Origin of the sequence: Sneathiella chungangensis (assembly GCF_009882935.1) — a bacterium.
Lineage (GTDB): Bacteria > Pseudomonadota > Alphaproteobacteria > Sneathiellales > Sneathiellaceae > Sneathiella > Sneathiella chungangensis.
The window spans coordinates 1117844-1137920 of sequence record NZ_WTVA01000015.1 but is presented as its reverse complement, the minus strand read 5'-3'; the positions used below and the strand labels follow the sequence as shown (position 1 = coordinate 1137920).

Genomic DNA, 20077 nt, shown 5'->3' with positions numbered 1-20077 from the left:
AAGACTGGACTTCGGCGCACAAAGGAGCGTCACTGTTGCTATGCCCGTCTGCCGGGCTGTTGTCGGTAGGGACGGAAGGGTTCCGCCCGATAACAGGAGGACAAACTATGGCATCCCAAACTCCCAAATCATCCAACCACAAGAAGAGCAAAGCAAACACTGCAGCGGTTAGCAAAGCCGCAACAGCCAAACCTTCCAAACTCGACCGGGTGGTCACTCTTCTTCGTCAGAAGAAGGGCGCGTCTCTTGAGGAGCTTTGCACTATTACCGGATGGCAGATCCATTCGGTGCGGGGCGCGATTGCCGGCTCATTAAAGAAGAAAGGCCATGTGATAACATCAGAGAAGATCGACGGCATCCGTCGATACCGGATCGGAGAGACGGAATGACGGGTGGTTCAGATCTTGAGAAAGAGATCAAATCACTGGAGGTGCTTGGACTGGGTGATCTGCGATCAATCTGGGCCGTGCACGTCGGGCCACCGCCCAAACTGCGCTCCGAGGAGCTGCTCCGTCTGCTGCTGGCCTGGCGTCTGCAGGCGGAAGCTTTGGGCGGACTCACGCCCGAGACACGCCGTTTGCTGCGCCGGCGCGGGGCCATAGCTCCCGAAGGCCGTGCTCTGGGGGATGGGGCCATCCTGCGGCGCGACTGGCAGGGTCGGCAGATCGAGGTTGTGGTCAGGGCGGATGGCTTTCTCTGGGAGGGAGAGACTTACCCCAGCCTCTCGGCCATTGCACGCGCCGCGACCGGCACCCGCTGGAACGGACCGCGCTTCTTCGGACTGCGGGAGGATGCTCCATGAAGCCCCCTCCCCGACGCTGCGCCCTCTATACCCGCAAGAGCTCCGAGGAAGGGCTCGATCAAAGCTTCAACAGCCTTGATGCCCAGCATGAAGCCTGTGAGGCTTACATTAAGAGCCAGGCCAGCGAAGGCTGGCGGGCCCTCCCCGCCCGCTATGACGATGGCGACTATTCCGGTGGCAGTATGGAGCGGCCCGGCCTAAAACAACTGCTTGCCGATATCTCATTGGGAAAGATCGACATTGTCGTCGTCTACAAGATAGACCGGTTGACGCGTTCACTTGCGGATTTTGCCCGCATGGTGGAGTTGTTCGAGCAGCACGACGTTAGTTTCGTAAGTGTCACGCAATCCTTCAACACCACCTCCAGCATGGGACGGCTGACCCTCAATGTACTGCTCTCCTTTGCCCAGTTCGAACGGGAAGTCACCGGAGAGCGGATCCGCGACAAGATCGCTGCCTCCAAGAAGAAGGGCATGTGGATGGGCGGCAGTCCGCCGCTCGGCTATGATCTGCCGGAGGCCGGTTCTTATGCTTTGCGGATAAATAAAGCGGAGGCGGAGACAGTCCGCAGGATCTTTGAGAGATATCTTGAACTCAAATCCGTTCATGCTCTGGTAAGAGACCTAAAAGAAAAGGGTATTCGATCAAAGGTCCGGACAACGCTGAAAGGAAGAACCATCGGAGGCCAGCCCTTCAGCCGCGGGGCGCTGTATCATCTGCTGCGCAGCCGTGTCTATCTCGGCGAGGTTCCCCACAAGGATCAGTCTCATCCCGGCCTGCACGAGGCCATTATCGACGAGGAACTCTTTGTCGCGGTGCAGGCACAGCTGGACGAGAACAGCCGGCGTCGCAAGGCGACCGGAAAGAGTGTTGCAGGGTCGCCGCTCGCGGGGCGCCTCTTCGATACGGACGGGCAACCGATGTCCCCAACCTTCGCCCATGGGCGCAGCGGTAAGCTGTATCGCTATTATGTGTCCGCCTCTTTGCAGTGGGGGGCAAAACGGGACCAGCAGGACAACGCACCACGACGTGTCTCTGCGGCAACGCTTGAAAGTCGGATGATCAAGACACTGACCCGTCTTCTGCCCAAACAGCAGGAGGACCCGCTCAAATTTATAAGTCGCATCGAGATTCATGCAAGGTATGTCGAGCTTCTTCTGCCGAACAAGTTTATCGGAAAGATCAGGGAAAAGCTTCATACTGGAGAACAGGTTGTGCCCGATCTGATGCACCCGGATCAGCTACGGTTGACCCTGCCCTGACGGATGCAGACGCGGGGCGGAAAGACCGACATCCTTGCCGGCGACAGAAACACGCCGCAGCCGGACGCATCTTTGATCAGAGCCCTGCGCAGTGCGCATTCGATGCTGGATCGGGATTCAGGAAAAGGGCCCGTCCTGCAGGCAGCCCCCACCTCCCCCTGGAAACGCAATCTGGTGCGTCTTGCGTTTCTCGCACCCGATATCCAGAAAATCATTCTCGACGGGCGGCAGCCCGACCATCTGACACTGGCCCTTCTGATGAAGGAAAATATCCCGCTCCTCTGGTCCGATCAGCGGCGCAAGTTCGGGATTGAAAGCACGGATTGAGGGCAGATCAAGCGCCTGACGGAAAATTCCTTAATTCACCTGTTAACAGGCTTAAAACGCCCTGTTAATCGCAATAACAGGGCCTGTTATGGCCTAAAATCACCCTGTTATGGCCAATAACAGGAAAGTGGCGGAAATGATCTCTAAACTACTGTTTTTACGCCATAAAATATTTTCTTTTACGCGAAGGAACTCTGATTTTACCCTGTTAACGGCCGTTTTTATCAAAAATTCCCTGTTAACGGCCTGTTCTTATAAAACTCACCCTACCATCAGGCGGCCAGAGACCAGCGGGCAGATGGGCACCACAAAACCGGTATCTGACGGTTCGGAGACGATGCCTGGAAAGGGAATGGCGGCGAAATATCGCCCTGTTATGGGCGGTTACGACGCCAGGCAAGAACAGAGACGAATTATCAGGGGTGGGTGGCGGAGGGAGGGGGAGAAACCGCCGCGTTTTTCCGATGTAATTATATCAAGGGGTTAGAGCTACACTGCCTCCTTGCATCACTTGATCCTGTACCAGTTTTCTGTACCAGTCCCGTGAAATTGCAATTGATTGCAAATGGCTATGGTTTACCTATACTACTTACTTAAACACTAGGTTTATCCCCGCACTTGTCACTTCATTATCTTTGAAGCCGGTTTCCCGCCACAGCTCTGGCAGCGCATTTCGTGGAAAGGGAAGTTCAGGAGTAAGAGCGTTCGTGGCACCGTTTAGTTTAACAACTGACCTATCCTTAACAAACCAGATAAACCGTCGTTGGACCCCACCTTATCGGGTGTTTGGGGCGTAAACAAAAAAGCCTTTTCCTCTTGGGTTCTCGTTTTAATTAGGTGGGGGGGGGATCTTCATATTTTTTTACTATCTGCAATAGCATCATATTATTTGAAGTGATTTCATCAGCCCTCTATGTATCACAATATTCTCATGGAAATTCAGTACAGCTTCTGAATGTTCGTGCCGGAATATATGATAATTTCGCTGTCTCGATACGTTTCCAATGACTGAAAAATAGAACAGAGTTTGTAAAACAAAATCTGGATCCTTAGTTTCTATTATTTGCCGGTCCACATAGTCCCTATATATTCTTCGAAATTCATCAATCGTAAGAATCCATTTCCGTATTTGAGTGAATATTCTTAGTATTGTGTTGATATCTGGAATTACTCCATGGATTTCATCAATCAATTCACTTTTTAGATAGTTCGAATAAGCTTTGTCCGCGCTCAATATAGTTTTTGCGCTAATTTTACCGCCGCCGTTCTCAAGTTGGCTTTCCGCACAAACTTGGAGGTAGTGAATGAAGTCTCTAGGTCTACCTTGAGTGCTCCGTGTAATGTAGTCAAAAGAATGCAGGCTTTTTTTCCTATTTGCGTAGGGTACAGATTTAACATCAAAGATAGAATGCCATACTGGATTGAAACCTAAGCCTTGCGTATTCGCTGCTTTTTCTATTCTGTATTTTAATAGTTTCTGTATTTCTGGAATTGTCCAATCCAAACGAGTTGTTAAATCCAGCCATTTGGTTTTATCAGCGTCCGTTATTAAGTCATAAATATCGTCTCTAAGAAAAATTACTGGGTAAATATTTTTTGAGTATTTTCCCATAACACTTCTGATGTCTTGAACAGCCTTGAATAAACTTGTTAGTAGATGAATATATCCACCGTTAATAAATTGAGTCATCATTTCCTTATAATCTTCATCTAGTTCGTCAAAGAGAACTAAATAAGTGGCTTCGTCACAGTTTTCTGCGACAAACCCTTCCAAACGATCAACTCTTTCCATCCAAGAACTTTCAACTTTTTTGGAAAACCAATTCGCGAATGAAAAACCATGCCCCAAAACACTTATCGAAAAATCTCCGGATGTCCATTTTCTCAATAAACCTTTCAGATCAGACACGTCTCGTTCCGGATATACCTTGTGTATTTTTTTTCTAATTTTTTTGTCAATTCCCTTCGAAGTGCCCATCATCTGAACAATTGAAGAATAAATTATATATTTCCATAGAGTGATGTACTGATTAGGTTTCGTAAAATGGGAGTCGTTTAAATCATATAAATCGTTGAAAGGAAAATTCTTGAAGCTAAGCTTTTCTGTATAAATTTCCTTATCAGAGATATCATACAAATGAGAAACAATTGCAGATTTTCCAGTCCCCTTCCGTCCGATTACATAGGAACGTCTGCCTCGCAGTATTTCCCCAACTTCTGGCATTGGAAGAAAATATCTTATTGTATCCTCTAATTTAGCTTCCAACTTCCAGTTCGATATTTCTATGAGGGTTTGGTCAATTTCATTACTTGATAACACTAAGAATTCGCCCGCGTAATCTGCTGTTTTAAAAAATTTCTTTGAGCCATCAGTTGAGCTTCGTTGTTTAGAAGTAGAGGGTAGAATCTTTACTCGGGTTGCTCTTTTTCTTCCCGAAAAAATTCTCTCATCAAATTCGACTAAAGAACCAACCGCAATCTTCTCTTCATTATTTTCCACAGATTCAATATGAAAATAGCAATCTTGCTCATGGTTTGTTTTAATAAACCCAAAACCTCTTTCGTCATTGTAAAAGCATATTTGACCCTGCATAATACCCCCACCAATCAATTTTAGATTTTCATTATACAACCATCCCTTCACCAAGTTGTAAACTACTAAGCAACTTTAAAGAGCGTAGAGCCACATATATGAATGCAATCGAGCTAGAAAAAAATGCGTGCGATCCACAAGCTGTAAACATTAAGCACTTCAACCCACACGCAAAGATTCCACATGGAGTAACAATCGAACAGGTGCTGTCAGACGAATGCGACGTCGTCTCCGTTTGGCGTAAATTGACGATAAGGTGCCACTACTATGCCGCACTAAGTTGCTGCCACTCGACCAGTGCGGCATTTCGTTGAAGCTTGAACGTTTCTCTGTTGTTTAGGTGGCGCTCATGGTTGAAGTGGTTGTGGACGGATGCATGGATTGAGACGAATTTCTGCAAACTTCGCCGGCGCCTGAATTTCAGCATCGCCTGCTCTCGTCGTCGAAATGGGAGGTGGGAATTTTCGCAGCGATTGTTCTTCCATCGGCCAGCCTCTTGAACCTCAGCATTTCCGATGGTCTTCATTGCGGCACGATATGACCGTAATCTATCCGTTACTATTTCATTTGGTTTTCCATGCCGCTTCATAAGTTTTTTAAGGAACACCAAGGCTGCCTTGCGATCGCGGCGTTTAGAAACATAGACTTCCAGGACTTCTCCTTCATGATCAACCGCACGCCACAGGTAATGTGTTTCACCATTGATCTTCACAAATATTTCGTCCAAATGCCATCGCCAGTTGGAATAATACTGGGAAGGAAAATTACGTTTCTTCCGGATCTCGCGCGCAAACAGTGGACCAAACCGGTTCCACCAATAGCGTACAGTCTCATGGCAAATGTCGATACCGCGCTCATGAAGAAGGTCTTCAACATTGCGAAGTGAAAGCGGAAATCGGACATACATCATCACCGCCAGCCGGATGATCTCAGGTGACGTCTTGAAATAACGAAATGAGTTCTGTTTTGTCATGCTCGGAAGCTAGTCGACGAGCAAATGACCATCAAGCAATTTTCTTCTGACAGTGCCTCAGGGGTGGGTGGCGGAGGGAGGGGGATTCGAACCCCCGATACGGTTTCGCCGTATACACACTTTCCAGGCGTGCGCCTTCAGCCACTCGGCCACCCCTCCGCAGGGTGCGTCCCCCGCATTTCCGGGGGGACGCGCGGGGAATATACTTGAGGGGCGCGAGAATGCAAGGGTTCAAAGCCAACTTCGGTAAATTTAGTCACCTGGCAATGACAATGCGGTGAGATGCCGACAGAAACTTTGAACTCGATGCTGTTTCAACGTACCATGCGCCGGTTCTTCAACAAGCGGGAAGCAAGAATGTGATTATCGGCCGTCTCATTTCCTGGGCCCTGATTGGCGCCGCCTTTGTGGTGCTGGGACATGACCTTTTGCAGTATCTGAACAGTGAAACCTGGCATTCGATCCTTGCCGGAGAATTGTGGTTCCGCCTGAACCCGGAGGGGCTCAATCTTGTGCAGGCCGTAATCCAGCGCTACGTCTGGCCGGCACTCTGGGATCCCGTAATCGTTACCCTGTTGCTGTGGCCGGCCTGGCTGGTCTTTCTGGTGCCGGGAATTGTCCTGCTTCTTCTCTTTCGAAAAAGACGAAAAGCCGAGAGACGCGGCTACTCCGCCTAGTCATCCCCCATCTTGAGAGCCGCAAGGAAGGCCTCCTGCGGGATGTCGACATTGCCGACGGAGCGCATCCGCTTCTTGCCTTTCTTCTGTTTCTCGAGAAGCTTTTTCTTGCGGGTAATGTCGCCGCCATAACATTTCGCCGTCACGTCCTTGCGAAGGGCCGAGATCGTCTCGCGCGCCACCACCTTGCCGCCGATCGCCGCCTGCAGCGCGATCTTGAACAGCTGGCGGGGGATGAGATCCTTGAGCCGTTCGCAGAGCTGGCGCCCGCGCGCTTCGGCCTGGTCCCTGTGGACGATCATGGCAAGCGCATCGACGGGATCGCCGTTTACAAGAATGGAAAGTTTGACCAGATCGCTTTCCTGATAGCTGTCGAGTTCATAGTCGAAGCTTGCATATCCGCGGGTTACCGATTTCAGACGGTCATAGAAATCGAACACGACCTCGTTGAGCGGCAATCGGTAGACGACCATCGCGCGATTGCCGGCATAGGTGAGGTCCGCCTGTACACCGCGCTTGTCCTCGCAAAGCTTCAGAACCTGACCGAGATATTCGTCCGGCACCATGATCGTTGCCTTGATCCAGGGCTCCTCAATCCGGTCGATCTGCATGACATCGGGCATATCGGCCGGATTATGCATCTCTATCATCGTGCCGTTGCGCATGAAAAGATGATAGACGACCGATGGCGCGGTGGTGATCAGATCAAGATCGAATTCCCGCTCCAGCCGCTCCTGAATGATCTCAAGATGCAGCAGGCCAAGAAATCCGCAGCGAAAACCGAAGCCGAGCGCGGCGGAGGTTTCTGCCTCGAACGAAAAGCTCGCGTCGTTGAGGCGAAGCTTGCCGAGGCTCGATTTCAACTCCGTAAAATCCGCGCTATCAACAGGGAAAAGACCGCAAAAAACCACCGGCTGGTTGGGCTTGAAGCCAGGCAGCGGGGTGGCCGCTGGTCTTCTGTCATCAGTAATGGTGTCGCCGACCTTGGTATCCGCAACCTGCTTGATGGCCGCCGTCATGAACCCGATTTCGCCAGGGCCCAGTTCGTCGACCACCAGTCCCTTCGGCGTGAAAACGCCAACGCGATCGACAAGATAGCTGGCCCCTGTTTCCATCATCCTGATTTTCTGGCCCTTCTTGATGACGCCCTGCCGCACGCGGAACAGGACGACCACCCCGAGATAGGCGTCATACCAACTGTCAATCAGCAGGGCCTGAAGCGGCGCAGTGCGATCGCCTTTTGGCGGCGGAATATGGGCGACGATCGCTTCGAGCACCTCATCCACGCCTTTCCCCGTTTTTGCCGAAATGGGAATGGCACCGCTTGCGTCGATACCGATCACTTCCTCGATCTGCTCGACCACGCGGTCAACATCGGCGGCGGGCAAGTCAACCTTGTTCAGAACCGGCAGGATTTCATGATTGACCTCAATGGCCTGATAGACATTGGCGAGGGTCTGCGCCTCCACTCCCTGACTGGCATCGACGACAAGGACCGACCCTTCGCAAGCGGAAAGGGAGCGGTTCACCTCATAGGCGAAATCCACATGGCCGGGCGTATCAATCAGGTTCAGCGTATAGGTTTCCCCGTCCTTGGCCGTATAGAGCAGCCGAACGGTCTGCGCCTTGATCGTGATGCCGCGCTCACGCTCGATGTCCATGCTGTCCAGAACCTGCTGCTGCATCTCGCGCTCGTCAAGGCCGCCGCACATCTGGATAAGACGGTCGGCCAGCGTCGACTTGCCGTGATCGATATGGGCAATGATCGAGAAGTTCCTGATTTTACTGAGGTCTGTCATCTAACGCTTTTCAAATGGTTTTCTGCACATCCAAGTAACAGCTTTATGGACAAATTCAATTGCTATTTTTTCGACGGCAAGGCGACATCGGAGAAGCTGCCGTTGTCGGACGGAATTTTCATGATCCCTGAACAGCTAAAGACGGTTTTTTCGTCCGCCGTCAGGATGCAGGTCGCAAAAATCAATGACCGGGTCCGTTTGATAAGCTGTGTCCGCCCCTCAAGCCAGGCCCCGTTCGGTGCCGGCGCGACAAAATCGCAGGACATCTGGACCGTCGGCAGAAATTTTTGCACACCGGTCAAGGCCTGCGCGCCAATTCCCAGCTGCATATCCGCAAAGGTCATCAGCATGCCACCATGGCAGATATTCGCGGGATTGCAATGTTTTGCCTCGATCCGGAGGCCGAGATAGGCATCATTGTCCAGCTGTTTGATCATCAGCTGTCCCGTTGTCTCGATAAATCCCATCGTGCCGGGAAATTCTATGAAACCTTCTGGTACGTCGTTGGTCATTTCTTTTTTCTCCAGAAACAGAACAAGGGGAGCAATTGCTGCTCCCCTCCTATTCACTTTGGCAGGATATCAGTGGCGCAAGCTGCCGCCGGTTGCCTTCTCGACACTGCCAATCACCTTGGTCGCCACCGCCTCGATCTCATCCTCGGTGAGGGTCCGGTCCATCGGCTGCAATCGGATCGACAGGGCCACCGATTTTTTGCCCGCTGCGATGCGATCCCCTTGATAGACATCGAAAATCGATACGTCCGTAATCATTTTCTTGTCGCTGCCCCGTACCGCCCGAATGATGGCTTCGGCAGGAATATCAACATCAACTTCGAAGGCGAAATCCCGTTCCACCGCCTGATAATCCGAGATCGTCAAGGGTGGACGCGCCGTATCCCGTGATTTCGGCAGGGGAACGTTGTCGAGATAAATCTCGAAACCGACAATCGGTCCCTTCACTTTCATGGCCTCCAGCACCCGCGGGTGAATCTCACCGAACGCGGCAAGCCGGTTTTTCGGGCCCAGCTGCATCACACCGGAACGCCCCGGATGATACCAGTCGGGAGCGCCGGTCACGACCTGAACCGACTCGGCGGGACCGCCAACTGCCTCGAGCATGGCGAGGGCATCGGCTTTTACATCATAGGCATCGAACTTGCGCCCGTTGCCGGCCCAATGGCGCGATGATGTTTGCCCGGTGCGAATTCCGCCTGCAACCATAATCTGTCCGTCCGGCTGATCGGAATGATATTCCGAACCCACTTCAAACAAAGAGAGATCGGAAAATCCTCGGGCATGGTTTCGTCCCGCCGCTGCAATCAGGTTCGGCAGCAGCGATGGCCGCATGGCGTCCAAATCCGCGCTGATCGGATTGACGAGCACAATTTCGTCCGGCACGCCGCCAAACAGGTCCGCATGGGCCCGCGGCAGGAACGACCAGGTCACAGCCTCCATCATGCCACGGGCGGCAAGCGCCCGTTTCGCAATACGTACCCGGCGCTGCCTTGCGTTCACCGCCGGCTTGGCGACAACAGTCTCCGTCGGAAGCGGGACCGGGTCGATATTATCATATCCATGGATGCGAAGAATTTCCTCCACGAGATCCGCCTCGCCATCCACATCCATACGCCAGGAAGGAACCTCGGTCTCGATAACGTCGCCCGTCTCTTTTGGCGCAAAACCGAGCCGGTCGAGAATTGTGATCATGTCGGCGACAGGCACATTCACCCCGCCAAGCTCCTTCACGCGGGATTTACGAAGGCTGACAGATTTCTGCCATTTCGGTCCCTCTCCGGCGACAACCACGTCGCTCGGTTCACCGCCGCACAGCTCAAGAACAAGCCGCGTTGCGACTTCCATGGCCGGTTCCACGAAGGCCGGATCAACGCCCCGCTCGAAGCGATACCGCGCATCGGATTCAATGCCGAGCTTACGGCCCGTTGTGGCGATGCTGATCGGATCAAACAGCGCCGCCTCGATAAAGACATTGCGTGTGGTTTCGGAACAGCCTGAGGTTTCTCCGCCCATGATGCCGCCAAGACCGAGCGCCGCTTTGTCATCGGCAATTACGCAGGCATCACTTTCGAGGTCATACTCCTCCCCATCGAGCGCCAGGAGCTTTTCACCCGCCGTCGCGAGGCGCGCCTGAATATCACCACTCACTTTATCCGCGTCAAACACATGAAGCGGGCGGGCGAGATCGTAGGTCACGAAGTTGGTGATATCAACCAGGGCCGAGATCGGCCGAAGACCAATCGCACGGAGCTTGTCCTGCAGCCATTTCGGGCTCGGACCATTCTTGACGCCGCGCACATAGCGCCCGACGAACTTCGAGCAGGGAAGCGGGCTTACCTTCTCGAAATTAAGCTTAACCCCGATCGGGCTCTTGAATTTTCCGGCAATCGGACTGGTATCGAGCGGTTTCAACGTGCCAAAGCCGCTCGCTGCGAGATCCCGCGCAATTCCGTAAACGCCGAGGGCATCCTGATGGTTGGGCGTAATGGCGATTTCAATGACCGGATCATCCAGACCGGCGAGCGCCGCGAACGACGCGCCGATTTCCGTATCCTCCGGCATTTCGATAATGCCGTCATGTTCGTCTGATATGCCCATCTCGCGCTCCGAGACCAGCATGCCGTTGCTTTCGACACCGCGGATTTTTGACGGTTTCAACCAGAGATCCGTCCCCGGCACGTAGGAGCCGGACGGCGCGAAGACACCCTTCATCCCCGTTCGCGCGTTGGGCGCCCCGCACACCACCTGGACGACTTCGCTGCCCGTATCAACCTTGCAGACCCGCAAACGGTCCGCATCGGGATGCTGGACGGCCTCAACCACATGGGCAACTCGAAACGCGGCCAGTTCCTTTGCGCGATCCGTAATCCCCTCAACCTCGAGCCCGATGGATGTCAGGCGGTCGGACAGCGCCTCCAAGGGCGCATCATAGTCAAGATGCTCTTTCAGCCAGGATATCGTGAATTTCATCGTGACAACCCTCCCCCCAGCGTCGGGACATCCAGCGGGACAAATCCGTAATGTTTAAGCCAGCGCAGATCTGAATCGAAGAAGGCACGAAGATCCGGAATGCCGTATTTCAGCATGGCGATCCGGTCGATGCCCATACCCCAGGCAAAGCCCTGATATTCCGCCGGGTCAAGGCCGCAATGCTCCAAAACCCGCGGATTGACCATGCCGCAACCAAGAATCTCGAGCCAGTCCTCACCCTCGCCGACCTTGATATGATCGCCGGCGAACGTGCAGCGGATATCCATCTCCGCCGACGGTTCGGTGAAGGGGAAATAGGACGGGCGAAACCGCATGGTGACCTCATCAAGCTCGAAAAAGGCCTTGCAGAATTCCGCGAGCACGCCTTTCAGATGACCCATATGGCTGGTCTTGTCGATAACAAGCCCCTCGATCTGGTGGAACATCGGGGTATGCGTCTGGTCGGAATCGCATCGGAAGGTACGCCCCGGCACGATAATGCGATGCGGCGGCTTCTTCGACTGCATGGTCCGGATCTGAACCGTCGATGTATGCGTGCGCAGAAGCTGGCGCGAGCCGTCTTCCTTTTCCGGCAGGTAGAAGGTGTCATGCATCTGCCGCGCCGGATGTTCCGGCGGGATATTGAGCGCGGTGAAATTGTGGAAATCGTCATCGATGTCCGGGCCTTCGGCAACATCGAAACCCATGCCGGCAAAGATCTCCGTGATCTCATCCATGACCTGGCTGATCGGGTGAATGCGACCCATCGCCTCCGGTCGGACCGGCAGGGTAATGTCGATCCGTTCCTCAGCCAGCTTCGCATCGAGCGCCGCCGCATGAAGCGCCGCCTTGGCATTGTCAATCGCGTCACCGACGATGGTTTTCAACTTGTTAAGCTTCGGCGCAACGATCTGGCGTTCCGCCGGGTCCATCTGGCCGAGGCCGCGCATCATCAGACTGACGCTGCCCTTTTTGCCCAGCGCCGAAATTCGCAAAGATTCGAGCGCCTCCAGATCGGTTACGTTCCCGATCTGCTCCAGCAATTCCTGTTCAAGCTTTTCAATATCCTGCATCATAACTCGCAATAAAAAAGGGGCCACAAACTGGGCCCCCTTTTAATAAAGTGGTCTACGAAAATGTCTAGGTTTTCGAGGGCCCGGATTATCAGGCTTTGGCGGCAGCCTGCTGTGCTGCATCAACCAATGCCTTGAAGGCCTCAGGCTCGCGTACGGCAATATCGGCAAGAACCTTGCGGTCTACTTCAATGCCAGCCAGCTTGAGGCCGTGCATAAAGTTTCCATAGGTCATGCCCAGCTCGCGCGAGGCTGCGTTGATGCGCTGGATCCACAGGCTGCGGAAATTCCGCTTCTTGGCCCGGCGGTCCCGGTAAGCATACTGGCCGGCTTTTTCAACTGCCTGTACTGCCGTGCGGAAGGTGTTCTTGCGGCGGCCATAGTAACCTTTGGCTGCCTTGATGACTTTTCTGTGGCGGGCGTGCGTGGTGACGCCGCGTTTTACACGTGCCATGGATCTCTCTCCTTAGCCGTAAGGCATAAATTTTTTGACGATGCGGGCATCCTGATCAGCGAGAATAGTCGTCCCGCGCTGATTACGGATCTGTTTCTGGGTCCGCTTGATCATGCCATGCTGCTTGCCAGCCTGGTTGGCACGGACTTTCCCCGATGCGGTGAGAGAGAAACGCTTTTTCACGCTGCTCTTGGTCTTTAACTTGGGCATTTCTGGCTTCCTCTAAAATAACCATTGAAGCAATTGAGCAGACTCGGCAGCCCCAATTGGCCGGAATGCTCAGCGAAGCGAGGGTTATACTCTTGCCTTCCGCCAAATTCAAGCCTTTTTAGGGTCTTTTTGAAGCGGATTTGACAATAGCCATTCCCCGCCGCCATGAAGGCGCGACGGTTCCAGGTTCGGCTGTCAGCGCGCGTGAATTCTACAAGGACTCTAGCTTTGGTTTCTTCGGCTCATCAAATTGAAAGGGCCGCCCCGAGATAAAATCTGAGAGCGGCCCTTAAATCAAATTACATCAGCCTTTCTTGCCAATCGCAATTTTCTTGGTCGACGTTGAAATCTCTTTTGATTTTGGCATTTTTATACGCAGCACGCCATCTTCAAAATCGGCCTCTATCTTATTCGAATCAACATTGGCCGGCAGCCGGAAAGTCCGTTCAAAGGAGCCGTATGCCCGCTCGGAAAAATAAAAGGTCTTTCCCTTTTTTTCCTTTTCCGAATGCTTCTCTCCCTTAATCGTCAGCACGTTATCATCAAGGGAAATTTCAATATCCTTCTCCTTGACGCCTGGAAGTTCCATGGAAATATCATAATCATTCTCTGTCGAGCCAGCTTCCGCGGTAGGTGAGAAAAAATCTTGAACGCGATATCCGAAAGAACGAAATGGCTCGAAAACATCCGGCCACCAGTCAGTATTGCGATGAACAGAAATTTTTCTAGACATGATTACACCTCTTTTATGAAACTCAATGGGTTGAGGCTTCATAAAATAGCTTCTCGCCGGGACAAAACATTGACTCGGGTCAATAGATGACGCGTTCTGAACAATAAAAGGCCTGCATTGTCCGGGAACAGATGCAGGCCTTATAATTACAAACTCAGAGTAGCTCTATTTGGTCGGCGCGATGACCATCGTCATCTGACGGCCTTCCATTTTCGGATGCTGCTCGACCTTCGCAAGCTCCTCCGTCTCGTCGCGAACTTTGTTCAGAAGCTTCATGCCGAGTTCCTGATGAGCCATTTCGCGGCCACGAAAGCGCATTGTCACCTTGACCTTGTCACCGGCGTTCAGAAATTTGTTCACCGCCCGCATTTTGACTTCATAGTCATGCTGGTCGATGTTCGGGCGCATCTTTATTTCCTTGATTTCGAAGGTTTTCTGTTTCTTGCGGGCCTTGGCAGCCTTTTTCTGGGCCTCGAACCGGGCACGCCCGAAATCCATCAGTTTGCAGACCGGTGTTTCGCCGGGAGACACTTCCACAAGATCAAGTCCGGCCTCGTCGGCCAGTCCCATGGCGGCCTGTATGGAAACCAGGCCAATATTGTCGCCTTCCTCGTTAATCAACCGAACGCTGACGACATTGATATCTTCATTGGTGCGCGGCCCCTCTTTTGTGGGAACCGTATTTCTCTGTGGGCGAGCTATTTACTTTCTCCTTGAATAATTGATCCACGTCCTCTTTCACGGAAAGAGTTTAACCTTGTTACTCTATATTTTTTAATGATTTATTGCCACAGCTTCTTTAGGTGCCCGGAACAATTCATTGCCCGGGCACCTTTGCTTCCGCGACGAGGGCGGCAATCGCCTCGTCAAGTGGTAAAACTTTCTGGTGTTTTTCACCCAGCCGTCGGATCGAGATTGTCTTTTCTTCCGATTCACGCTTGCCGGCAACCAGCAATGCCGGAACCTTGGCGAGAGAATGCTCGCGAACCTTGTAGTTAATCTTCTCATTGCGAAGATCCAGGCTCGCGCGTATCCCATTTGCCTTCAGCGCCGCCAGCACTTCCCGGGCATAATCATCCGCCTCGTCGGTGATGGTGGCGACGACCACCTGCTCCGGCGCCAGCCAGAGCGGGAAGCGCCCCGCATATTCCTCGATCAGAATGCCGATAAACCGCTCCATCGAACCGAAAATGGCCCGATGCAGCATGACCGGACGATGTTTCGCTCCGTCCTCACCGATATAATTGGCATTCAGACGTTCCGGCAGCACGAAATCGACCTGCAGCGTCCCGCATTGCCAGTCACGGCCAATCGCGTCGGTCAGCACGAATTCCAGCTTCGGGCCATAGAAGGCGCCTTCGCCCGGATTCATGGTGTAGGCGATATTTGTCGCCTCGATTGCATCCCGAAGGGCGCCTTCGGCTTTATCCCAGATCGCGTCCTCGCCCGCCCGCACCGCGGGTCGGTCCGAGAATTTCACCTTCACTTCGGTGAAGCCGAAATCCTTGTAGACATCGAGCAGGAGCTCGCAGAAGATTTCGGTCTCGGACATGATCTGGTCTTCAGTGCAGAAGATATGCGCATCGTCCTGCGTAAAGCCGCGAACCCGCATGATGCCATGCAAGGCGCCCGATGGTTCGTACCTGTGACAGGACCCGAACTCAGCCATCCGGAGCGGCAGATCCCGGTAACTGGTGATGCCCTGATTGAAGATCTGCACATGGCAGGGGCAGTTCATGGGCTTGAGCGCGAAGGTCCGTTCCTCGGATTCGGTGGTGTACATATGCTCACCGAACTTCTCCCAATGGCCCGACGCCTCCCAGAGCTTGCGATCGACAAGCTGCGGGGTTTTCACTTCCTTATAGTTGGCCTCTTCCAGCTTGTGGCGGAGGTACCGTTCAAGGGTGCGGTAAAGGGTCCAGCCCTTCTCATGCCAGAAGACCATGCCGACGGCCTCTTCCTGCAAATGGAAGAGATCCATCTCACGGCCGAGTTTCCGGTGGTCGCGGCGTTCCGCTTCCTCCAGCCGATGGAGATAGGCCTTCAGTTCCTTCTCATTCCGCCAGGCGGTGCCGTAAATCCGCTGCAGCATCTCATTGCGGGAATCGCCACGCCAATAGGCGCCCGCCAGCTTCATCAGCTTGAAGGCATGACCAAGCTTCTTGGTTGAGGGAAGATGCGGCCCCCGGCACAAATCCTGAAAATCACCCTGGCGATAGATGCCGATCGGCTGATCTTCCGGAATCGCATGGATAATCTCCGCCTTGTAATGCTCGCCGGAGTTCTTGAAAAACTCGACGGCATCGTTGCGGGACCATTCCTCGCGGGTAATTTCCTCATCCCGGTCGACAATTTCATGCATCCGCTTTTCGATCTTTTCAAGATCGTCGGGAGTAAAGGGCTCCTTGCGGGCGAAATCATAGTAAAAGCCATTCTCAATGGCCGGACCGATCGTCACCTGGGTTTCCGGATATAACTCTTTCACGGCTTCCGCCATCACATGCGCGGCGTCATGACGCAGAAGTTCAAGAACACCTTCATCCTCATCGCGCGACGTGACAATTTCTATCGCAGTGTCCTGATCCAGAACCGTTTTCAGATCCTTCATCTCGCCATCAATGCGCAGCGCAAGCGCCGCTTTCGCAAGGCCCGGTCCGATATCCTGCGCCAACTCCGCGCCTGAAACCGGATTATCGAAAACCCGCTTGCTCCCGTCGGGGAGCGTAATCTCTACTTGTCCGTTTGCCATTGGGTACCATCCATTCCATGACCGGTCCCGAACAACACCCTGTCCTGGATCCGCGATCATGCGGGGGACTTTAGAAAACTGGCGGGGCATGTCAAGCGATAGCCGCCCGGGAAACCCAATTAACGTGGAAAAGGTTGCATCCCGGAAGAGACTAGTTTCCGAGCACGTCCTCATAAAGTGCAATTGTAGAAGCGCACATATGCTCAATCGCGAAATGCGCGAGGACATGCTGGCGCGCCCGCGAGGCCACAGCTTCACGCGCATCCGATGACAGGTCAATCGCCGCGGCCAGCGCATCCGCCATCGCCTCGACGTCGCCAACCGGCACCAGCCATCCAGTTTCCCCGTCGAGGATCGTCTCCATCGACCCGCCATGCGCCGTCGCGATCACGGGCCGCCCCATTGCCTGCGCCTCGACTGCAATCCTGCCAAAGCCTTCGGGTACCGAGGTTGCCGAGACAACAACGTCGGAAAGCATCAGCGCCACCGCCATGTCATCGCAATGCCCTTTTATCTGGACCCGGCCTTCAAGACCAAAGGAGACCACCAGTTTGTTGAGCTCCGCGCAATAGGCCTCCCGCCCTTCCGTGCTGCCGACAAGCAGCGCCAGAAATTCCTTGTCCCTGATCCTCGCCAGCGCCTCGATAAAGGTGGTATGGCCTTTCAACCGCGTAAGACGGCCGGGCAACATGATCACGGGAACTCCGTCCGGCAAACCCCAGCTTCGCGACATATCCATGATCCGTTCGGCATGGATAGCGGCGGGATTGAACTTACGGCAATCGACGCCGCGCGGAATGGTCACTATCCTCTCCGGCGCCACATCATAATGCGCACGGATATGGTCGGCGATGAAATCGGAAATTGCAATGACACGCTCGCCCTTCGCCATGATCGCGTTATAGGCGTTCTTGAAATAACCGCCGCGGTTATAGGCGGCATGGAAGGTGGTTACGAAATGCACGCCGGTCCTTTTCGCGGCGAAATAGGCGCTCCAGGCGGGCGCGCGGCTTCGCGCATGAACGATATCAACATCATATTCCTCAATGATCGCCGCGATCCGGCTAATATTGCGGCGCATGACAAACGGGTTCTTCGACGCAACCGGAAGCGTGATATGGCGAACGCCGATCCTTTTCAGCTCATGAGTCATGATCCCGCCAGACGAAGCGACGATAGGTGTCCAGCCCCTTTCCTTCAGCGCCGACGCCATCTCGATGGTGCCGCGCTCAACGCCGCCGCCATTTAAACTTGGCAGAATTTGCAAAACAGTCGGATGACGCCTTTCACCCTCAGGTGAAGGAGTGCTATGCTCGGGATCGGTTTCGTTCATCAACGGTTACTATTGCTCAAAAATGACTTCGACTGACACACCTAGTATGCTGCCCCGGCCGGATGGTCAATCCCTCGCCTATCATCATACCGCCGGCTTCTCGCCCGGAGTAATATTCTGCTCGGGCTTCATGTCGGATATGGAAGGGACAAAAGCCACCGCCCTTGAAAAGGCGATGAAAGCCCTTCACCGCAGCTATACACGATTTGATTATCTGGGGCACGGGCAATCGACCGGTAATTTTACCGACGGCACGATCAGCCGCTGGACAGATGATGCGCTTGCGATCCTCGACGATTGCACGGCGGGCCCGCAAATTATCGTCGGCTCTTCCATGGGCGGCTGGATCGGCCTGCGCATGGCGTTGCTGCGTCCGGAGCGCATTGCCGGATTCGTCGGTATTGCCGCCGCGCCGGATTTTACCGCGCGCATGTGGGAGGATATGCCGCCAGACGGGAAAGAGGCGATCAAAAGCAAGGGATTCTGGGAACAGCCATCGGAATATTCGGACGAACCCTATATCATTACCAAAAAGCTTCTGGATGACGGGCCGCGCAACTTTTTGCTGGACGGGCCGATCGATGTGACCTGCCCCGTTCATCTGCTTCAGGGCATGAAGGACGATAGCGTACCCTGGCAAACCGCCCTCAAGATACAGGAAGCGCTGGTCAGCGAAGATGTGACCGTGTCCCTGATAAAAAACGGCGACCATCGCCTCTCCGAGCCGGATGACATTACGCGTCTGATCCTGGCAACGGAGCGTATCGGCAATATGCGCTAGCTTAGGAAAATTTATACTAAACTGCCGTAAATCGGTCATATTTTTCGCCTAGTTTTTACTTGCAGTCGAGTAGGCGATTGTTCGCTAAGCCATTAAAATAAAAACCTATTTGGCGGCGACATTGATTTGGCGTCCTGATCCGGCTACGCACCTGAAAAAAGAGTGATATCGATCACTGGACATTAATAAAAAAAGCACCAAATAGGGTGTATAGCTTAGTACAGACGCTATCAAACCTTTGCTGATCCTTGGGAAAGTCCCCCTCTCCCATCGAAAGGCAATATAAAGCCGGATCGATCCCCCCTCTCGGTCCGGCTTTTTTTATGCCGTTACTTGGAACCGGGCGGTGATTGCATCCACTTTACTATTCTCATTGCCGGGAATATCCAGATGACGCCCGCGAGTGGATAAAAAATCAGTTCCGCGAGCTTGTTGGCGGGCAGAAACTGCACGGCGATGAACAGGCATATTGCGCAATAGGCGGTCAGAAGAACGAGCAGTCCTGCCAGCCCAATTATTTTTCGAGAGTTCATCGTCATCCAGCGAATTTTGCGGTATTAATTACAGTCGTCATGTTAACCATAGTGGCGCGCCACATAAAGGAAAACACGCGGCGATTGCCATATTTTTGACAAAAAGCCAACGCATGCCGGACATTATTGTATGGCCAAATCCGGCATATTTAGAAAGAGTACTATTGAGGATTAATATGTTTCACAAGAAACCGAAATTGACGGATGCTCCCGAGGAAAAGCAGGAAACATCATCTACACCGGAACAGAAACTGGAAAGCAGAGTAAAACCGATGACTACAACTGGCGGAACAAGAAGCTTTGGCATTGATAATGGTTTGCGTCCGAAACCCGCCCCCTACGGCATGGGGGCAGAGGAAAAAAAGGAAGGCAGCAAGCTTCATGTCGGCGCGGATATTCATCTGAAAGGTGAAATTACCTCCTGCGATCGCCTGATCGTCGAAGGCAAGGTCGAGGCCTCGATGACCAGCAAGGAAATCGAGATCAGCAAGAGCGGCATCTTCAATGGCACCGTCGATATCGATACGGCCGATATTTCCGGCCAGTTTGATGGCACCATGAAGGCCCGCAAGCGCCTCGTCATCCGCAAGACCGGCAAGGTCACCGGTAACATCAGCTACGGCGAGATCGAGATTGAACCGGGCGGAGAAATCGGCGGGACAATGAAAAAAATCGCCGGGGAGCAGGGAAGCCTCCTCGCGGAAATGGAAAACAGCAAGGACAAGTCGAAAGAAGCGGCTGACGCTGACGAAGAAAAGGAATCTGCCTAAGCTTCCCCGTTTTTTCCGTCCTTG

20 protein-coding genes and 1 tRNA gene are annotated in these 20077 nt (G+C 53.3%); 7 read left to right on the top strand and 14 right to left on the bottom strand.

Annotated features, from left to right (window positions below; genetic code table 11):
* Positions 1–107: 107 nt before the first annotated feature.
* From GQF03_RS18530 to GQF03_RS18515, 4 genes are all read left to right on the top strand, one after another.
* Complete coding sequence (locus GQF03_RS18530) at positions 108–389, top strand: DUF3489 domain-containing protein (RefSeq protein WP_161340778.1); 282 nt, start codon at positions 108–110, stop codon at positions 387–389.
* Positions 386–802: a DUF2924 domain-containing protein gene (locus GQF03_RS18525; protein ID WP_161340777.1), complete on the top strand. Its 417-nt coding sequence runs from the start codon at positions 386–388 to the stop codon at positions 800–802. The genes GQF03_RS18530 and GQF03_RS18525 overlap by 4 nt, the downstream gene beginning before the upstream one ends.
* The gene (locus GQF03_RS18520) at positions 799–2064 is read left to right on the top strand and encodes a recombinase family protein (RefSeq protein WP_161340776.1); all 1266 of its coding nucleotides are present in this window, start codon (positions 799–801) and stop codon (positions 2062–2064) included. Before GQF03_RS18525 ends, GQF03_RS18520 begins: the two co-directional genes overlap by 4 nt.
* A gap of 72 nt (positions 2065–2136) precedes the next feature.
* Positions 2137–2391: a hypothetical protein gene (locus GQF03_RS18515; RefSeq protein WP_161340775.1), complete on the top strand. Its 255-nt coding sequence runs from the start codon at positions 2137–2139 to the stop codon at positions 2389–2391.
* An 880-nt stretch (positions 2392–3271) separates the two neighbouring features.
* Here the strand turns inward: GQF03_RS18515 and GQF03_RS18510 are convergent.
* From GQF03_RS18510 to GQF03_RS18500, 3 genes are all read right to left on the bottom strand, one after another.
* Positions 3272–5023 carry a cold-shock protein gene (locus tag GQF03_RS18510; protein ID WP_161340774.1) on the bottom strand — a complete coding sequence of 584 codons (1752 nt, stop codon included), beginning with the start codon at positions 5021–5023 and terminating at the stop codon, positions 3272–3274.
* Between the two features lie 226 nt (positions 5024–5249).
* Positions 5250–5957 carry an IS6 family transposase gene (locus tag GQF03_RS18505; RefSeq protein WP_161340773.1) on the bottom strand — a complete coding sequence of 236 codons (708 nt, stop codon included), beginning with the start codon at positions 5955–5957 and terminating at the stop codon, positions 5250–5252.
* A 68-nt stretch (positions 5958–6025) separates the two neighbouring features.
* Positions 6026–6116, bottom strand: a tRNA-Ser gene (locus GQF03_RS18500).
* A gap of 200 nt (positions 6117–6316) precedes the next feature.
* Between GQF03_RS18500 and GQF03_RS18495 the strand changes: the two genes are divergently transcribed.
* A complete protein-coding gene (locus GQF03_RS18495; RefSeq protein WP_161340772.1) occupies positions 6317–6634 on the top strand; it encodes a hypothetical protein in 318 nt (105 codons plus the stop codon).
* Here GQF03_RS18495 and lepA read toward each other — a convergent pair.
* The 10 genes from lepA to GQF03_RS18445 form a co-directional block, all read right to left on the bottom strand.
* The gene (gene lepA, locus GQF03_RS18490) at positions 6631–8433 is read right to left on the bottom strand and encodes a translation elongation factor 4 (protein ID WP_161340771.1); all 1803 of its coding nucleotides are present in this window, start codon (positions 8431–8433) and stop codon (positions 6631–6633) included. The two genes, GQF03_RS18495 and lepA, sit on opposite strands and share 4 nt — an antisense overlap.
* Before the next feature lie 62 nt (positions 8434–8495).
* A complete protein-coding gene (locus GQF03_RS18485) occupies positions 8496–8945 on the bottom strand; it encodes a PaaI family thioesterase (RefSeq protein WP_161340770.1) in 450 nt (149 codons plus the stop codon).
* Between the two features lie 69 nt (positions 8946–9014).
* The gene (pheT, locus tag GQF03_RS18480) at positions 9015–11417 is read right to left on the bottom strand and encodes a phenylalanine--tRNA ligase subunit beta (RefSeq protein ID WP_161340769.1); all 2403 of its coding nucleotides are present in this window, start codon (positions 11415–11417) and stop codon (positions 9015–9017) included.
* Entirely contained in the window at positions 11414–12490 is a 1077-nt protein-coding gene (gene pheS, locus GQF03_RS18475) for a phenylalanine--tRNA ligase subunit alpha (protein ID WP_161340881.1), read from the bottom strand. The genes pheT and pheS overlap by 4 nt, the downstream gene beginning before the upstream one ends.
* A gap of 91 nt (positions 12491–12581) precedes the next feature.
* Entirely contained in the window at positions 12582–12944 is a 363-nt protein-coding gene (gene rplT / locus GQF03_RS18470) for a 50S ribosomal protein L20 (protein ID WP_161340768.1), read from the bottom strand.
* A gap of 12 nt (positions 12945–12956) precedes the next feature.
* Entirely contained in the window at positions 12957–13154 is a 198-nt protein-coding gene (gene rpmI, locus GQF03_RS18465) for a 50S ribosomal protein L35 (RefSeq protein ID WP_161340767.1), read from the bottom strand.
* Positions 13155–13458: 304 nt separating this feature from the next.
* Positions 13459–13887, bottom strand: coding sequence for an Hsp20/alpha crystallin family protein (locus GQF03_RS18460; RefSeq protein ID WP_161340766.1), 429 nt, complete (start codon positions 13885–13887; stop codon positions 13459–13461).
* 165 nt (positions 13888–14052) lie between these two features.
* A complete protein-coding gene (gene infC / locus GQF03_RS18455; protein WP_161340880.1) occupies positions 14053–14589 on the bottom strand; it encodes a translation initiation factor IF-3 in 537 nt (178 codons plus the stop codon).
* Between the two features lie 115 nt (positions 14590–14704).
* The gene (gene thrS, locus GQF03_RS18450; RefSeq protein WP_161340765.1) at positions 14705–16636 is read right to left on the bottom strand and encodes a threonine--tRNA ligase; all 1932 of its coding nucleotides are present in this window, start codon (positions 16634–16636) and stop codon (positions 14705–14707) included.
* Positions 16637–16787: 151 nt separating this feature from the next.
* Positions 16788–17969 (bottom strand): glycosyltransferase family 4 protein, encoded by a 1182-nt coding sequence (locus GQF03_RS18445; RefSeq protein ID WP_161340764.1) that lies wholly within the window; start codon positions 17967–17969, stop codon positions 16788–16790.
* 22 nt (positions 17970–17991) lie between these two features.
* On the opposite strand from GQF03_RS18445, the gene GQF03_RS18440 reads away from it, so the two are divergent.
* Complete coding sequence (locus tag GQF03_RS18440) at positions 17992–18750, top strand: alpha/beta fold hydrolase (protein WP_161340763.1); 759 nt, start codon at positions 17992–17994, stop codon at positions 18748–18750.
* 329 nt (positions 18751–19079) lie between these two features.
* Here the strand turns inward: GQF03_RS18440 and GQF03_RS18435 are convergent, their stop codons facing one another.
* A complete protein-coding gene (locus tag GQF03_RS18435; RefSeq protein ID WP_161340762.1) occupies positions 19080–19283 on the bottom strand; it encodes a DUF2842 domain-containing protein in 204 nt (67 codons plus the stop codon).
* A gap of 197 nt (positions 19284–19480) precedes the next feature.
* On the opposite strand from GQF03_RS18435, the gene GQF03_RS18430 reads away from it, so the two are divergent.
* Positions 19481–20053 (top strand): bactofilin family protein, encoded by a 573-nt coding sequence (locus GQF03_RS18430; RefSeq protein ID WP_161340761.1) that lies wholly within the window; start codon positions 19481–19483, stop codon positions 20051–20053.
* Positions 20054–20077: the final 24 nt, after the last annotated feature.

What these genes read in the sequence shown, in the direction of transcription:
- GQF03_RS18520 (WP_161340776.1), top strand. Translation starts at nt 799, where the DNA reads ATGAAGCCCCCTCCCCGACGCTGCGCCCTCTATACCCGCAAGAGCTCC.
- rplT (WP_161340768.1), bottom strand. Translation starts at nt 12,944, where the DNA reads ATGGCACGTGTAAAACGCGGCGTCACCACGCACGCCCGCCACAGAAAA.
- GQF03_RS18525 (WP_161340777.1), top strand. Translation starts at nt 386, where the DNA reads ATGACGGGTGGTTCAGATCTTGAGAAAGAGATCAAATCACTGGAGGTG.
- GQF03_RS18435 (WP_161340762.1), bottom strand. Translation starts at nt 19,283, where the DNA reads ATGAACTCTCGAAAAATAATTGGGCTGGCAGGACTGCTCGTTCTTCTG.
- GQF03_RS18445 (WP_161340764.1), bottom strand. Translation starts at nt 17,969, where the DNA reads ATGAACGAAACCGATCCCGAGCATAGCACTCCTTCACCTGAGGGTGAA.
- lepA (WP_161340771.1), bottom strand. Translation starts at nt 8,433, where the DNA reads ATGACAGACCTCAGTAAAATCAGGAACTTCTCGATCATTGCCCATATC.
- GQF03_RS18530 (WP_161340778.1), top strand. Translation starts at nt 108, where the DNA reads ATGGCATCCCAAACTCCCAAATCATCCAACCACAAGAAGAGCAAAGCA.
- thrS (WP_161340765.1), bottom strand. Translation starts at nt 16,636, where the DNA reads ATGGCAAACGGACAAGTAGAGATTACGCTCCCCGACGGGAGCAAGCGG.
- GQF03_RS18505 (WP_161340773.1), bottom strand. Translation starts at nt 5,957, where the DNA reads ATGACAAAACAGAACTCATTTCGTTATTTCAAGACGTCACCTGAGATC.
- rpmI (WP_161340767.1), bottom strand. Translation starts at nt 13,154, where the DNA reads ATGCCCAAGTTAAAGACCAAGAGCAGCGTGAAAAAGCGTTTCTCTCTC.
- GQF03_RS18460 (WP_161340766.1), bottom strand. Translation starts at nt 13,887, where the DNA reads ATGTCTAGAAAAATTTCTGTTCATCGCAATACTGACTGGTGGCCGGAT.
- GQF03_RS18485 (WP_161340770.1), bottom strand. Translation starts at nt 8,945, where the DNA reads ATGACCAACGACGTACCAGAAGGTTTCATAGAATTTCCCGGCACGATG.
- pheS (WP_161340881.1), bottom strand. Translation starts at nt 12,490, where the DNA reads ATGCAGGATATTGAAAAGCTTGAACAGGAATTGCTGGAGCAGATCGGG.
- pheT (WP_161340769.1), bottom strand. Translation starts at nt 11,417, where the DNA reads ATGAAATTCACGATATCCTGGCTGAAAGAGCATCTTGACTATGATGCG.
- GQF03_RS18440 (WP_161340763.1), top strand. Translation starts at nt 17,992, where the DNA reads ATGACTTCGACTGACACACCTAGTATGCTGCCCCGGCCGGATGGTCAA.